The sequence below is a fragment of the Pseudomonas sp. LjRoot277 genome (assembly GCF_964253845.1).
Lineage (GTDB): Bacteria > Pseudomonadota > Gammaproteobacteria > Pseudomonadales > Pseudomonadaceae > Aquipseudomonas.
In genome coordinates, this window is sequence record NZ_CAXURI020000001.1 from 3136144 (window position 1) to 3151394 (window position 15251).

Genomic DNA, 15251 nt, shown 5'->3' on the forward strand with positions numbered 1-15251 from the left:
TCGTAGGGTGTCAGTCAATCACCGATTGATACCCGATTGCGAGGTTAGCGCTATGCATCACACCCAAGAGCCCCAAGTCATTGCCCCGACGCTTTTTCTCAGCGATGCCGATGTGGCCTCGCTCGCCGACTGGAGCGTCGCCGTCGCCGCGCTCGCCCAGGCGTATGCCAGCCCCACCTCGGATGCCATGGTGCCGCCCCGTTCGATGGCGCGGGGCGATGGGATCTGGCTGCGCAGTTTGACCGCTGTACCACCTACTGGCGGCCATATGGGCTGCAAGCTGATTGCTGCATCCACGCGGGCGCGTTGCGCCAGCTATCTGATCGCGTTGTTCAATCAGCAAACCATGGCGCTCAGTGCCTTGATCGACGGCAATCGGGTGACGGGTTTGCGCACTGCGGCAACCGCTGCGCTGGCGGTCGATTTGCTGGCGCCCAAGCGCGCGCTGCGGGTGGGTGTGATTGGCGCGGGGTTTGAGGCCCGTGGTGCGTTGGACTGCCTCAAGTCCGTGCGCGATGTGGCCCATGTCCGGGTGTTCAGTCCAACACCCGCGAGCCGCGAGCGGTTTGCCGAAAGCTTCAGGCCTGGGCTGGATATCCAAGCGGTGAATAGCGCGCAAGAGGCCGTGCGGGACTGTGATGTGGTGATTTGTGCCGCACGCAGCCGTGACGAGTCTCCGGTGCTGCAAGGCGCGTGGCTTTGCGCGGGCGCTACGGTCGTGTCGTTGGGTTCCACCCTGCCTGAGCAAAGGGAGGTTGACCCGGTCACGATGGAGCGAGCCGTCTGCATCGTTGCCGATATGCCGCAAGAGGTGCTCCACGATACGGGAGACGCCATTGCTGCGATCAGTGCCGGCGTTTATGTCGCCGACAAATTGGTCGCGCTGTCGGACCTGGTGGCGGGTCGTGTCAACCCGCGCCAAAACGCGAGCGACATCGTCCTCTACAAATCGGTGGGCTCGGCGCTGCAGGATGTCGTCATCGCACAAGCGCTGTACGAGCGCGCCCGGCAACGAGGCCTCGGCATCGAGCTGCCTGCCAGCATTGTTCCTGTCTCGAAATAACCCCTCACTGTTCAAAGGAAAATCATCATGGCCACATACAAGAAAGCGGATGCCCGTGCCTGGGCGCGTGACAACCTGGTGGGCTGCTCGGCTGTCACCATCCCAAGCTTCAGCGCCGACCTGAAGCGTCTCAATGAGCGTGGCATACGCCACGACATCGAACATACGGTTGGACTGGGCTACAGCGCCACGCTGCTGTGCAGCGAGCTGGCGATCACTGCCCAGGAAAACGCTCAGTTCACTGCCTGGGCCCGTGAGTCGGGGAAAAACCTGATCCTGTTTTTCCACGCGGCGTTTGGCACGCTTGCAGAGAATATCGAAGCGGTGAAACTCGCCGAGAAATCCGGCGTAGACATCGTCCTGCTCTCCTATCCACCGCAGTTCTGGCCGACCAGCGAGCAGGAAATCTATGACTACACCAAGTCGTTCTGCGACGCGACGGACCTTGCCGTCATGCTGTTCCCGATTCCGCTCTGGGGCTTTGAACGCGTGCATCCGGCAGGGATGTCACTGGAGTTGGTCCGTCGGCTGTTGGCCGACTGTCCGAACATCGCGGCCATCAAGTCGGAGCAAGGGTTTCCGCTGCCGGCAGGCATTTGCGAGATGTACTACCACTTCCGCGATCAGGTGGTGATCAGTTGCCCGATCGAAGGTGATGCAATCCCCTTGATGAGTCTGATGAAGCTGCAGTTTTCCGGCACCAGCAACACTGCCTGGATGAGCGACTACTACCCGAAGGCTTTCGAACTGGCACGCACGGGCCGCTTCGAAGAGGCGATGGAACTGTACTGGAAGGTCAATCCGGCGCGCAGCGCCAACGGCGCCGCCGCGCAAAGCTATGCCGGCGGCACCGGTGTGCTCAACCGCACGATGTGGAAATACCAGGACTGGCTCGCCGGTTTCAACGGCGGCCCATTGCGCGCCCCGGCGATGCGCGTGCCGGATCGCTTCATGAAGTCTCTGCGTCAAGGGTTGGTCGCGTCGGGGCTGCCAGTGACTTCGGATCCTGACAGCGCCTTCATGATCGGGCGTCACCCTTGCTGATGATGAGGATTGCACAGTGAAGCATTTACTTAAGGATCCCACGCTGTGGCGTACCGGTGCCTACATCGCTGGCGAGTGGCTGACCGAGACGCCGCACGGTCACTACACGCTGCGTAATCCGGTGGATCAAACGGTGCTGGCCGAGTTGCCGCGCTGCCGTGAAACTGAAGTTCGGCGCGCCATCGACGCGGCGCATGAGGCCTTTGGGCCGTGGCGTCGCCTGACGGCCAAACGCCGTGGCGAGGTGTTGCGCCGTTGGTATGAGTTGATGGTTGAACATCGTGAGGATATTGCCACACTGATTACCCTGGAGGAGGGCAAGCCACTGGAGGAGGCGCGGGGTGAAGTCGATTACGCTGCGTCTTTTGTGCGATGGTTCTCCGAAGAAGCCACGCGGGTGCGTGGTGATCTGATTCCGGGTGTAAAGGACACTCAGCGCATCGTTGTACTGCGTGAACCCATCGGAGTTTGCGCCGCGATAACGCCCTGGAATTTCCCGGCTGCCATGATCACGCGCAAGGCCGCTCCGGCCCTCGCGGCCGGTTGCACAATGGTCGTGAAACCGGCTAGCCAGACGCCCTTGACCGCGCTGGCGCTCGCCGAACTTGCCCAGCGAGCGGGTGTGCCGGCTGGTGTTTTCAGTGTGGTCACGGGGAATGACACCCGAGATATCGCGGGCGAACTTACGGCCAATCCTTTGGTACGTAAACTCACGTTTACCGGTTCTACTGAAGTAGGCCGGCTGCTGCTGGCGCAAGCGGCGCAGACGGTCAAGAAATGCTCTATGGAGTTGGGCGGCAACGCCCCGTTCATTGTCTTCGACGATGCTGATCTTGATGCGGCCGCTGATGGTGTGATGTTGGCCAAGTTTCGCAATGGTGGGCAGTCATGCATCGGCGCGAACCGGGTGCTGGTGCAGTCAGGGATTTATGACGCACTGGCCGAACGCATCGTCGAGCGCATGGCACGCCTGAAGGTGGGCAATGGCCTGGAGCCGGGCGTACAGGTCGGGCCGTTGATCGATGACGCGGCGGTGCGAAAGTCCCAGGCCCTTGTTGAGGATGCGCTGGCGCAAGGCGCTCGACTGCTGTCCGGCGGCAAGCCTCATGCGCTCGGCGGATGTTTCTTCCAACCCACATTGCTGGCCGATGTGACCCATGGGATGCGGGTGGCGCGCGAAGAGATATTCGGCCCGGTCATGCCACTGGTGCGTTTCGACAGTGATGACCAAGCCATTGCGATGGCCAACGACAGCGAGTTCGGCCTGGCGGCGTATCTGTTCAGTCGTGATGCGGCACGCATCTGGCGCAACGCTGCTCGCATCGAATCGGGCATGGTGGGCATCAACTGTGGCTTGATTTCAAATGAAGTCGCACCCTTCGGCGGTGTGAAGCAGAGCGGCCTTGGGCGGGAGGGATCTCACCTTGGTATCGACGAGTTCCTTGAGGTGAAATACCTCTGCTGGGATGGCTTGGAAAGCGTTTGAATCATTGCAGGTAAAGGCCGATGGATTGCGGTTCACATGAGCTGCATTTTGTCGGCCTTTTTATTTACGCGCGAACAGGCAGGCGCCCCGAGCAACGGGCCAGGCTTACCTCCGAGACCCATCGCCTGCAGCGATACCTCAGATTGTGCAAAGCGATTTCAGCGCTGATATCCGATTCGATAGTCTCGTCCTTGATTCGGCATTTGTGTCGGAACTTCATGATTCTGCGGCGTTGACTTTACGACGCCGCCGAGCTCGTCGGTGCGCCATGCAATGTCTGCCCGCGCGAATAAGAATAATTAGGAGAGCGTGATGATTGCAGCAGTCAATAAGGTCCTGGTAATCGGAGGAGGGTTCTCCGGTATGACCGCGGCCATCCAACTCGCCCGTCAGGGCGTCGAAGTTGACCTGGTCGAAATAGATCCTTTGTGGTGCCCTCTTGGGGCGGGAATTACCCTTAGTGGGCCCACGTTACGAGCGCTTGATACAGTTGGGATTCTTGAAAGGGTGGCCGGGGAAGGGTACCTGTCGACCAATTTCGATGTGTTTTCACCGGCAGGCGACCTGATTGTGCAGTTGGCACTTCGTCCTCCGGTCAGCGATCAACCGATTCCTTGTGGTGGCGGTATCCTGCGCCCGGTGCTGGCTCGAATTTTTGCCGACAAGACGCGGGAAGTGGGCACCCACGTGCGCCTCGGCATTACGTTCGACAGCATCATCGAGCATGAGGGTGGCGTTGAAGTGTCTTTCACCGACGGCACCTCTGGGCGCTATGACCTGGTCATTGCCGCCGATGGCGTGCATTCGCGGATGCGAAAGGATTTCTTCCCAGATGCACCCTCGCCAAAACCCATTCACCAGAGTGTCTGGCGCGCGGTGCTGAAACGCCCGCCGGAAATCCTACGTCCCAGTCATTGGCTGGGACGGACCAAGGTGGGCGTCAATCCGATTTCCGAAGCACATATGTATATGTTCCTCATGGAAAATCGCGAGTTTTCCGAGTGGATTGATCCGGCCAGTTGGCCTGGTGAGATGGCGCGTCTGCTGGGGGAGTTCCCAGCCCCGATCCTGCAAGCGCTGGTGCCGCAACTGTACGAGCCGGGTGCCAATATCGACTATCGGCCGCTGGCCAATCTGTTGGTGCCATTGCCATGGCATAAAGGTCGTATAGTGCTGATCGGGGACACAGTGCATGCCACCACGCCACATCTGGCTTCCGGGGCTGGAATTGGTATTGAGAGCGCCATCGTGCTCGCCGAAGAGTTGCTCGCCGATAGCGATCTACAGACTGCCCTGAACCGGTTCGAAGCGCGGCGTTGGGAGCGCTGCCAACTGGTGGTCGAGAACTCCGCGCGTCTGTGCGAGATAGAAAAAAGTGGGGGTGACAAGGAAGAGCATGCACAGATCATGCGCGAGTCTACTGCGACATTGGCCGAGCCCATCTGAATTAAATGAGTCGCTGTTCTGGTGCCCGGCACCCATGTCTATAGGTGCCGGGCACCGAACGCGAACTCAACTGGGTGAATCCGCGTTGACGTGCTGTTGAGCGCAGTCCCATTGATTAAGCGTTTACTGGCTTAGGTCCATAATGACCACCTCTTTGACATACACGAAAAAAGACTCTGATGACAGCGTAATCCCTTCGTCAGAAAGCTGTTGGAACAGTGACCGCTGATACTGACGAAAACTAGAAAGATCGGTTTCATTTTCAAACCACATGCTGCAAGCACCTTCGTATACCGTTATGTCTGGTCCGAAATAGGCGGTCACCCTGTCACCTTCGGGCAGGTACCTGGAACGAACATGCCGGCGTAGTGCATTTTGAAAATTTGGGTGTCGGCTGATGATTGCATCGTGCGCTAAATCCCATGCGGTGAAAAAAGAATCCAAATGCACCGTTGGATTCTTTTTCAGGAAGATCATCACCTTGCATTTGAGGCGCGCCGTACCTACGTTGGAGGTTTCTACGTCATTCATCATTTGAGCGGCCTGATTAGACAGGTCGGCGAAGTTTTTTGCGTCAGGTCCGACGGTTTGTTGGGTATAGGGATCGCTGAAGGTGTGAATCAAACCTGACATATCGTCAAAAAATAACTCCGTGATGGAGTCTCGGTGAAAGGTTTTTGTATAGGTAACATCGGAGTCAACTCCGAAAGCACAGTCGATGACATGGTTCTGTACGTATCGTTTGACACCCAAAGGTTTGGCTTGAGCGATTTTTCCGTGCTGGTGCTCTATATATTCCAAAAACTCAGCATGAGTCATTCCGGGTTTTCGGCGTACGGCTGCTAGCATTTTAATCATAAGAGCTCTCGCGTTTTTAGGTTAATTAAGTAGACTTATTTTTCCTGAGCATATAGCGCGTTTTTTTGCGCACTATATTTGTGGAGTTACTTTATTCAGCAATAAAATATATAATTAGAACTGGCCTGCGAACTAATCAGTATTTCCGCTACGAGGTATCGCGCAATAGCATGCTTGACAAGCTTTGAACGATTTCGTAGCGAAGTGTTCGCTCACCCTTGATCTTTGAATTTGAGGTGCAACTGCTTAGGCATCTGATCGAAGGTTCCCCGGTTTCGCCAATCTCGAAACCGTTGACCAAGGACTGAAGCGCTCGGGCATGTCCCGCCACGCCGCACCAGAGCAGAGAAGCCCGCAGCACGCTATCGAGCATCAGTCGATCACGAGTCGGGGCCTACCTCTGCTGTGGGTAAAGATCAGTGACCACATCCTATGACTCATCTGAGACTCAATGGCGTTTTGCCATCACGGAATTCCTTTCTGTAGCTGGCTGAAGACTCTACAAAATCACGGATCCCGAGACGCGTTGGTTGGGGTTTCACGGGATTTGGTACAGATCCTAGTCTCCCACTTCAATGAGCCGCCCCTGCGATCGCCATCGGATGTAAACAGAGCCGCATGAGCAGCAAGCAACCCAAACCTCTAAGTTGGCTTTCTGTCGATAAAGGCTGCCCGGCTTTTAAATGGCTAATAGGGCGGCTGGACCGTCGGAGCCATCGTCCACACACGGAATCCGTAACGAACTGCGCATCGACGACTACCCGGTCGGACGTTACGTGGTACAGGCTGGCTCACCGCTCCTCTAGGCTTCTCTGCCGCATCCTGGCATGGGCTCGATCGCGTCGTATGCCTAGCCAATGATGCGCGGCTGCTGCCGCACCAATCCAGGTGTCTGGCGCAACGTGCCAACCCCGGCCTCGCCCACACCGGTGGTGCTAATGAAGACCACAGCGGTGACATCTTGGGTAGCAATAGGCGCGAATTACAAATATGCAGCCGATGGTAATTCTACCGAGGCGTCAGGAATCGCTGGATAAGCTTGTGTATTTGTTGAATATTTCCTCACCATAGTCGCTATGGTCGGGCTCAATGCTCGCGTCGATCACGGGTTGGCAATGCCGAGCTTCTGCGCCACTTTCAGGCACTGTCTTGCACTGAGCTTTTGAAGCCGTGACCCCAAGCGACGATTAGTTCAGCATGTTGTCAATTCTGGCGTTAGGAATACTCTTTATGGTCAGTTCCAGTTCATCCCAGTCGATGCAAGACTTCAGTCAAAACTTGCGCCTTCTCTGCGGATATTATAAGTCGGTGGCGAAGGTGTGCCGCTCCCTTGATATCAACCGCCAGCAGTTCAACAAATACTTGGGGGCGCAAGCGACTCCCTCGTCCTTTACCCTGCGCAAGATCTGCACTTTTTTTGGGGTGGATGAGGAAGAAATATTCTCCGAGCATGAATCCTTCCGCGCTCTGCTCAACAGGCAACGCACGGCGCGAGAGTCGGACAGTGCAGTACCGGCCGATTTTTTTCCGAGCTCCGCGCAGGAGTTGTCGAAGTACCAGGGTTACTACTTTGTCTATTTGATGTCGCCTTCTGCGCCGGGGGAGGTGATCAAGTCGATTACCCGCTTGACCCGCTCCGGCGAAAAGATCCTGAGTAAAACCTACGAGCGGATGAGGTTGGGCGATGATCAGTTGAAGAGTTTCGGCATCAATAAATATCGTGGGTTCTGCTTTGCCTCATCGGATCTGATTTACATCGTCGAGCGAGAGTACCTCTCGTCCCGGGGCTATATCTGGTCGGCGATTTATCCCTCCTACCGCAGTCGTTTCCGTTTTCTCAACGGCTTGGTACTCGGCGTTTCGGGTGACAATTTCCGCCGTCCTTTTGGTGCCCATATTGTATTTGAGCACCTAGGCGAGTCGATCGACCTGCGTAACGCTCTCACCAGTTGCAGCTGTTTTCCGATTGATGCCCCTGAGATTCCCGTCGAAGTGAGGGCGCGGCTGCTGGTACATCCACCAGAAGGTGAGTTCAACCTTGTCCCTCCGCTGTTTTAGTCTTTTTTTAAAATAGACGCTAGGTGACGCTTCAGGGCGTCACCTGGCGTTTTTTTATTCGTGCTCGCGAAATTGAGCTGGCTGTGCGTCAGATCAATAATGCCATACACCACTTAAAAGTCAGTTTCGTTAACGGCCAATCACATCATTCGTTCCGGTTGAATGAGTGCCTGTTTCTACAAGTGATCCGCTGCGCCCACCATAAAAATAAGAGGAACACCGATGAAGTTAAAAAGAACATTAATGGCGGGGTTGATGGCGCTGTCCGTTACCGCGCCGTTGACCAGTGGTTTGGTGTATGCGGCAAACAATACCTTGGTTGTCGCTGATCGAGCCTCTTTCAAGGATTGGGATCCTGCCTCGGCTTTTTCGGAGGAAGTGCGGGTACTGGGCAATATCTACGAGACACTAGTGGTATACAACGCGCCAGGCAGTGCTGAGGAGTTTTCCCCCAGGCTCGCCACGTCCTGGGAAAGCAGCGACAACGGCAAGACCTGGACCTTCAAGCTGCGGCACGGCGTTAAATTTCATGACGGTTCGGCCTTTAATGCTGCAGCGGTCAAAAAGTCCATTGATTACGTCAAGCAGCTGAAACAGGGCGCTGCATTTGTATGGAACGGTCTGGATACCGTCGAGGCCCTCGCTGACGATACGGTAGTGCTCAAGTTTAAGAGTCCCACTCCAGCCAATCTGATCGCGGCAGGCCAGTATGCCGCTTACATCATTGCCCCGGCGGCGGTGGAGAAAGGGCATGACTGGATGATGGCTCCCAACGCCATCGGTACCGGTCCCTATAAGCTTGGGCAGGTCGAACAGGGCCAGCAAGTGGTGCTTGAGCGATTCGATGGCTACTGGGGAGGTTGGAAAGAAGGGCAATTTGATCGGGTCATCGTGAAGGTCGTGTCCGAAGCCTCCACCCGTACCCAGATGATCAAAAATGGCGAGGCCGGTGTCGCCTGGGATATCCCTCTTGATCAGCTCAAGGTGTTGGGAGAGGACCCCTCCATCAAGGTGAGCACCGCGCCTTCGTGGAAGAACTTCCAATTTTTGATCAATACCCAGAAGTACCCTACGAACAACCTGGCATTTCGTCAGGCGCTGCAATACCTCTGGGACTATGAAAGTGTCACCAAAGATATTTTGCATGGCTACGGCAGTGTTCCCAAGGGGCCTTTGCCCACCAGTATCTGGGGGCATGCCAGCGTGCCTATGGCCTCTTACGATCTGGATAAAGCCCGGCAATTGTTGGAAGCCTCCGGTGTACCTAAGCAGGACTGGAAGGTCTCGATGCAGTACATCAGTGGCATCTATGCAAACGCTGCAGAACTATTCCAGGCGACGGCGTCTCAGGTTGGCGTTGAGGTGGAGTTACTCCCCGGCGAGTGGGGTGTGATCTGGGATAAGGCAAAGAAGCTGGATACCGCTCCCAACATGCAATCTATGGCTTGGTGGCCGACGTATCCGACACCCAGCGATTGGCTTTTCAGTGAGTTCCATACAGAGAAAACCACGCTATTCAATCTGTCTCACTACAGCAACCCAAGCTTTGATCAGTTGATCGAAGAGGCGGCGGCGCTAGAAGGCAGTGATCGGGCCAAATCCACTGAAAAGTACGTGCAGGCCCAGCAGCTACTGGCCAAGGACGCTCCTGCGATCTGGTACGCCGACGTGCAGCAGATACGCGTCTCCCGCAAAGACATTAAGGGTATGGAAAAGAGCCTGAATCCTGCTTATGAGGCGATTCTCTATTACAACTTGAATCGCTGAATGCTGAGTCGTCCTTGATGAAGTTGTACCTGTAACGCCTGATTTGCCATGTAAATCGATAACCAGGCAGTTAGTTAATTTGCCTGGTTATTCCCTCAAGGGTTAACCCGCTTTTGGGATTTTTATGTTGGGCGTAAGAAGTCAGGGTCAAGTTTTTTAGCCACAAGGGGTATTCCAAATGGCGAAGTATATAGCTCAGCGATTGATAGTGATGTTCTTCATTCTTTTGGGAGTGTTGACCATCACCTTCGTTCTGAGCCGAGCTCTTCCGGGTTCCCCGGTAGAAATGATGCTGGGGAATCACCCCACGGTGGAGCAGATTGCCGTCGCACGGGAAAATCTGGGGTTGGATAAGCCTCTGCCGATCCAATACTTCAATTACATCGGCGATCTTCTCCGAGGTGATTTTGGCACTAGTCTGCGCACCGGGCGGCCGGTGGTGGAGGAAGTGGTCAGGCGGGTTGGCGCGACTTTTGAACTGACATTCCTGGCGATGTTCTGGGTGGTGGTGCTGGGGGTGCCGATCGGTGTCATCTCAGCGGCGCGGCAGAACTCTGTGGTCGACAATGTGGCACGAGCGGGGTCTATCGCCGGGACGGCGTTTCCAGTTTTCATCCTGGCCATGGGCTTGCAGTTGGTGTTCTACGGCAAGCTCAACTGGCTGCCCCTGCAAGGACGTATCGATGCTTCCATTCTTCTCGATAGCCCTTTTGAGCGTGTGACAGGCTTTTACCTGATCGACACTCTGCTGGCCGGTAATTTCGTAGCACTGTGGAGCGCCATCAAACACCTGACGCTACCCGTGCTCACCCTGGTCATCGTGACCTTGGCCACTGTCACCCGGATCACCCGAAACATGATGGTGGAGGTGCTATCCGAGGAGTACATCCGTACGGCCGTTTCTTACGGTGTACCCAAGTGGCGTATCCATTACGCCTATGCCCTGAAGGCGACAATGATTCCGCTCCTGACAGTGGTGGGCTTGACCTTCGGTTACCTGCTCGGTGGTGCGGTAGTCGTTGAGTTCATTTTCGATTGGCCTGGCCTGGGCGGCTTTGTGGTGTTTTCGATTGCCCAGAATGATTTCCCCGCTGTGATGGGAGCCACCCTGGTGCTGGCCACGACGTATCTGTCGATCAACCTGATCGTTGATCTCTTGTATCACCTTGTTGATCCGAGGTTGCGAGTCCAATGAGTATCCAAGACGTATCCCTGTCCATGCCCCCGCGAGCCCCATCATGGCGTATCAAGGCCCTGGCGTTTGCCAGCGATAACAAGTTGTTTGTATTCGGCGCGCTGTTATTGCTGCTGATCATCCTGGCGGCAGTCTTCGCCCCCTGGCTTGCACCTTATGAGCCGAACAAGATTGTCTTTTCCCAGAAATTGCTGGCACCCAACTGGGCACACTGGATGGGCACCGACGAGTTTGGTCGCGACATTCTTTCACGGGTGCTTTATGGCGCACGCACCTCGCTGATCATCGGAGTGAGCGTGACTCTGATTGCGATGCTGATCGGGATTCCGATTGGGCTTGTTTCCGGTTACTTCGGTGGTCGAGTTGATACGCTGCTGATGCGTTTCTCAGATGTGTTTCTGGCCTTTCCGCCGCTGTTGTTGCCGATCGCTATCACCGCTGCGCTGGGATCGGGATTGGCCAACGCCATGTTAGCGCTCGCTGTCTCTTGGTTTCCCTGGTACGCGAGGATCATGCGCGGTGCGGTAGTACGGGTTCGTTCAGAAACCTATATCCATGCCGCCCGTTCCATGGGCGTCAGTCACGGCCGTATCTTGCTTCGCCATGTACTGCCCAATGCCACCACGCCTGTGATCGTGCAGGGCTCCATGGACTTTGGTTACACCATTCTCGCCGCTGCCTCGCTGAGCTTTATCGGGCTGGGGGCCAAGCCGCCCATGATCGAATGGGGGCTGATGGCCGCAGCGTCGCGCTCGCAGTTACTCGAGAATCCTTGGACGGTGCTGTTTCCCGGAGTGGCGATTTTTGTCCTGGTGCTGGCCGTCAACCTAGTAGGTGACGGGCTGCGCGATGTGCTTGATCCAAAGAAGGGGACGCGCTGATGATCGACGAATCCTTGCAATATTCTGCTATCGAGAGTCTCGCCGCTTCGAATAACGACGCAGCTCAAGACCTGGTGCTGGAAGTGGAAGGGCTGACGGTGTCCTTCCCTGGTTTGTTCAAGACCGTAAAGGCCGTACGCGGCATCGACCTTAAGGTAAGGCGCGGCGAGATCCTCGGGTTGGTGGGGGAGTCGGGCTCGGGCAAGTCAATGACGGCCATGTCCTGCCTTGGATTGATGCCTGAGGCCGCTCGGCTGGGAGGCAGTGTCAGGGTCGCCGGACAGCAGGTCAACGGCGCGTCGGCGTCGCAGCTGGCGGTTTTGCGTGGCGGTGGCGCGGCGATGATCTTCCAGAATCCGATGAAGGCGCTCAACCCGTTCTTCACCGTCGGGCGGCAGATGATCGATGTCATCGGCTGCCATCGGCAACTGAGTAAGGCGCAAATCCGCGCCGAGGCGCTGAGCTCGCTGGAGGCGGTAAGCATGCCAGATCCCCCTCTGGCGTTAGCCAAGTACCCGCACCAGATGTCTGGCGGTCAGTTGCAGCGAGTGGTGATTGCCATGGCGCTGGCCTGTCGGCCAAAACTGCTGATCGCCGATGAGCCGACCACGGCGCTGGACGTCACCGTGCAGGCGCAGATCATCGCTCTGCTGCGCAAGCTGGCACGAGAGCAGGACCTGGCGATTCTGTTTATCACCCACAACCTGGGGGTAGTGGCTTCGCTCTGTGACCGGGTGGCGGTGATGTATGCCGGCGAAGTGGTGGAGAGCGGTCCGGTGGGCGAGGTGTTCAAGCGACCTGCACACCCCTACACCCTGAAGTTGATGGGCACCGTGCCCAAGTTGGGGCAGGGACCCCAAGCCTTGGGCTTCATCCCGGGGCAGGTGCCGAACATGGCGGCTCCCCCGGCTGGCTGTGCCTTCAACCCACGTTGTGAACGCGCCACCGGACGCTGCAATCACGCTGCGCCGAGGGTTGTCATCGGCAAGGAGCACTGGGCAGCTTGCCACAACATATTGGTCAAGGTGTGAGGCTTCTTTGAAAGGTAAACGGCTATGAACAACAACAAACAGCCCGCACTGTTGAGCGTCAATCAGTTGCACAAGACCTACGCCAGCCGCGATGGCCTGGTGACGGCCATTGACCACATCAGCCTGGAGGTGCAGGTCGGTGAGACGGTCGCGCTGGTGGGGGAATCCGGTTGTGGCAAAAGTACGGTGGCCGCGACCTTGCTCGGCCTGCTGCCAGCCGACAGTGGGCAAATTCTGGTCGAAGGTCGGCCGCTGCCCACTGATGCCAGGGAGCGGGGCAGGAGCTTGAGTATGGTGTTCCAGAATCCCTACGCCTCGCTGAACCCGAAAATGACGATCAAGGCGATTGTTGCCGAGCCGCTGAAGGTTGCCTTTGGTTTGCGCGGTAGCGCCTTGCACGCGCGCATTCTCACGCTGCTGGGAAATGTAGGGATGGGCGAGGAGCACATGGAGCGCTATCCCCATGAATTCTCCGGTGGCCAGTTGCAGCGTATCGCTATCGCCCGGGCCCTGGCGCTGGAGTCAAAACTGCTGATCCTCGATGAGCCTACGGCGGCGCTCGATGTGTCGGTCCAGGCCCAGGTGCTGCAACTGCTCAAGACGCTGCAGACCGACAATGGCCTGAGCTACCTGTTCATCAGCCACGATCTTGCAACGGTCGAGTACCTGGCACAGCAGGTGCTGGTGATGTACTTGGGGCGCATCGTCGAGGCCGGGCCGGTGGAGCAGGTGTTCGGCCGACCGCGTCATCCCTACACGCGTGCGCTGCTCAATTCAGTGCCCTCCATCGACCCGGAACGCCGTGACCAGTTGCAAACCCTGAGTGGCGAGATCCCCAGCCCCTTGAACCGGCCTGCCGGGTGCCACTTCGCACCCCGTTGCCCGCGGGCCAGTGAGCGTTGTCGCCGCGAGGTGCCAGCCGAGACCCAGGATCACGGCCACCGCTTTTCTTGCCACCACCCTCTGAACGATGAGAGCTGAACCCCTATGTACAATAAAAAAGACATGACCGCCCCCGGCATTGGTTATCAGGACTTAAGGCTGATGCAGGGCTATCCGCCGCCTCGGGAAAAGCAAGTTGGCCTGCATAATTGGGACAGTCCGCCCTATAACCGCTGGTCGTTCCAGCACATGAGCCAGCTGTTTCCGGTGGCCGCTATTCATCGCAGTCCCGGGCCGGTCACCGAACTCGAGCGCAACGAACGCTCACTGGATGATGTACGTTTCCAGCAGGTCGACGGCGGGCAAACCGATCTGGCGACCTTCTTGACCGATAGCTACACCGATGGTTTTTTGGTGCTTCATCAAGGCAAGGTGGTTTCGGAGCAGTATTTCAACGGTATGCAGCCGCACACGTTGCATCTGTTGCAATCGGTATCCAAGACCGTCGTCGGTAGCCTGGTCGGCAGGTTGATCGGCCAGGGCAAAATCGATCCCCAAGCGCGTGTCAGCGACTATGTTCCCGAGCTTTCGGCAAGCGGTTATGGCGACGCCCGGGTACAGGATCTACTGGATATGCGCACGGGAGTGAGATTCAGGGAGGACTACACCGATCCGGATGCTGAATTCATCCAGTTGGATATCGCCTCGGGTTGGCGTGAGCGGGGAGAGCGAGAGTCACCTGACAGCATTTATGGGTTGTTGAAGTCGCTGAGTAAAGACCGTGAACATGGCCAGTTCTTTGAGTATCGCTCAGTGGATTCCGACATGTTGGCCTGGGTCTGTGAGCGGGCCTGCGGCGAGCGGCTCCCCGTTTTACTGAGCCGGGAGATCTGGTCAAAGCTGGGGACGGAACAAGACGCGAATATCACCCTCGATTGTGTTGGAACTGCATTGGCCGATGGCGGGATGAGTGTCACGCTGCGCGATTTGGGGCGGTTTGCCCAGATGTATCTGCAAGGTGGACGTTTTAACGGGGAGCAGATTGTTCCAGAGGATTTTGTTCGTGCTTGTGGTCGTGGTTCCACACCGGCTTTCGAGGTCCTGTATGGCCCCTTTCTCAAACACTTTCCAAGCGCCGCCTATAGCAATCAGTGCTGGGTGCTGGACAGTGAGCAGGGTACCTATTCGGCGCGCGGAGTATTTGGGCAGAGTATCTATTGGGATCCGGCTTCTGAAGTGGCAATCGTTAAACTTTCCAGTTGGCCGGACTTTATCAATGCAGAGTGGACGTTGAATACCTTCCGTGCTTGTGCCGCTGTGGTTGAAGAGCTGCAACGCAGCTGACGCGGGAGTGTGAATGACCGCGGCTTGTCAGGCACCTCCCAGCCTTGGTGAAGAGGTGCCGTGTGCAGGCTCGGCATAGCGACACCCAGACCCGGCTGGCTGCCGGCGGCTGACTCTCCCGACCCTCACCTGGACGCTGTTCGCAGCGTTCGTCCTGGCGGGCCTTACCCCTTTCATCCAGACCGCGCTTTTGCCG

At 57.0% G+C, this 15251-nt stretch carries 12 protein-coding genes and 2 pseudogenes; 12 read left to right on the forward strand and 2 right to left on the reverse strand.

Annotated elements, in window-relative coordinates; translation table 11 throughout:
• Positions 1-52: 52 nt before the first annotated feature.
• The 4 genes from ACSQ87_RS14865 to ACSQ87_RS14880 all read left to right on the forward strand — a co-directional run bounded on the left by ACSQ87_RS14865 (position 53) and on the right by ACSQ87_RS14880 (position 5039).
• Complete coding sequence (locus ACSQ87_RS14865) at positions 53-1063, forward strand: ornithine cyclodeaminase family protein (RefSeq protein ID WP_436273760.1); 1011 nt, start codon at positions 53-55, stop codon at positions 1061-1063.
• Positions 1064-1090: 27 nt separating this feature from the next.
• A complete protein-coding gene (locus ACSQ87_RS14870) occupies positions 1091-2107 on the forward strand; it encodes a dihydrodipicolinate synthase family protein (protein ID WP_024777119.1) in 1017 nt (338 codons plus the stop codon).
• Between the two features lie 16 nt (positions 2108-2123).
• Entirely contained in the window at positions 2124-3593 is a 1470-nt protein-coding gene (locus ACSQ87_RS14875) for an NAD-dependent succinate-semialdehyde dehydrogenase (RefSeq protein ID WP_436273761.1), read from the forward strand.
• 312 nt (positions 3594-3905) lie between these two features.
• Positions 3906-5039 (forward strand): FAD-dependent oxidoreductase, encoded by a 1134-nt coding sequence (locus ACSQ87_RS14880; protein WP_123722547.1) that lies wholly within the window; start codon positions 3906-3908, stop codon positions 5037-5039.
• 123 nt (positions 5040-5162) lie between these two features.
• Here the strand turns inward: ACSQ87_RS14880 and ACSQ87_RS14885 are convergent, their stop codons facing one another.
• Together ACSQ87_RS14885 and ACSQ87_RS14890 are read right to left on the reverse strand one after the other, a co-directional pair.
• On the reverse strand, positions 5163-5897 hold the full coding sequence (locus ACSQ87_RS14885) for an EthD domain-containing protein (RefSeq protein WP_436273762.1): 735 nt from the start codon (positions 5895-5897) through the stop codon (positions 5163-5165).
• A 215-nt stretch (positions 5898-6112) separates the two neighbouring features.
• A pseudogene (locus ACSQ87_RS14890) lies at positions 6113-6338 on the reverse strand (transposase); the annotation flags it as partial.
• 253 nt (positions 6339-6591) lie between these two features.
• Between ACSQ87_RS14890 and ACSQ87_RS14895 the strand changes: the two are divergent.
• The 8 genes and pseudogenes from ACSQ87_RS14895 to ACSQ87_RS14930 form a co-directional block, all read left to right on the forward strand.
• A pseudogene (locus ACSQ87_RS14895) lies at positions 6592-6858 on the forward strand (P1 family peptidase); the annotation flags it as partial.
• A gap of 269 nt (positions 6859-7127) precedes the next feature.
• Positions 7128-7955 (forward strand): helix-turn-helix domain-containing protein, encoded by an 828-nt coding sequence (locus tag ACSQ87_RS14900; protein ID WP_123722549.1) that lies wholly within the window; start codon positions 7128-7130, stop codon positions 7953-7955.
• Positions 7956-8177: 222 nt separating this feature from the next.
• The gene (locus tag ACSQ87_RS14905; RefSeq protein WP_436273763.1) at positions 8178-9722 is read left to right on the forward strand and encodes an ABC transporter substrate-binding protein; all 1545 of its coding nucleotides are present in this window, start codon (positions 8178-8180) and stop codon (positions 9720-9722) included.
• Positions 9723-9900: 178 nt separating this feature from the next.
• A complete protein-coding gene (locus tag ACSQ87_RS14910) occupies positions 9901-10917 on the forward strand; it encodes an ABC transporter permease (protein ID WP_024777129.1) in 1017 nt (338 codons plus the stop codon).
• The gene (locus tag ACSQ87_RS14915) at positions 10914-11798 is read left to right on the forward strand and encodes an ABC transporter permease (RefSeq protein WP_024777130.1); all 885 of its coding nucleotides are present in this window, start codon (positions 10914-10916) and stop codon (positions 11796-11798) included. Before ACSQ87_RS14910 ends, ACSQ87_RS14915 begins: the two co-directional genes overlap by 4 nt.
• Positions 11798-12829, forward strand: a complete 1032-nt coding sequence (locus ACSQ87_RS14920) for an ABC transporter ATP-binding protein (protein WP_436273764.1) — start codon at positions 11798-11800, stop codon at positions 12827-12829. Before ACSQ87_RS14915 ends, ACSQ87_RS14920 begins: the two co-directional genes overlap by 1 nt.
• Before the next feature lie 24 nt (positions 12830-12853).
• Positions 12854-13810, forward strand: a complete 957-nt coding sequence (locus ACSQ87_RS14925) for an ABC transporter ATP-binding protein (protein WP_436273765.1) — start codon at positions 12854-12856, stop codon at positions 13808-13810.
• Positions 13811-13816: 6 nt separating this feature from the next.
• On the forward strand, positions 13817-15055 hold the full coding sequence (locus ACSQ87_RS14930) for a serine hydrolase domain-containing protein (protein ID WP_436273766.1): 1239 nt from the start codon (positions 13817-13819) through the stop codon (positions 15053-15055).
• The last annotated feature ends 196 nt before the right edge of the window (positions 15056-15251 follow it).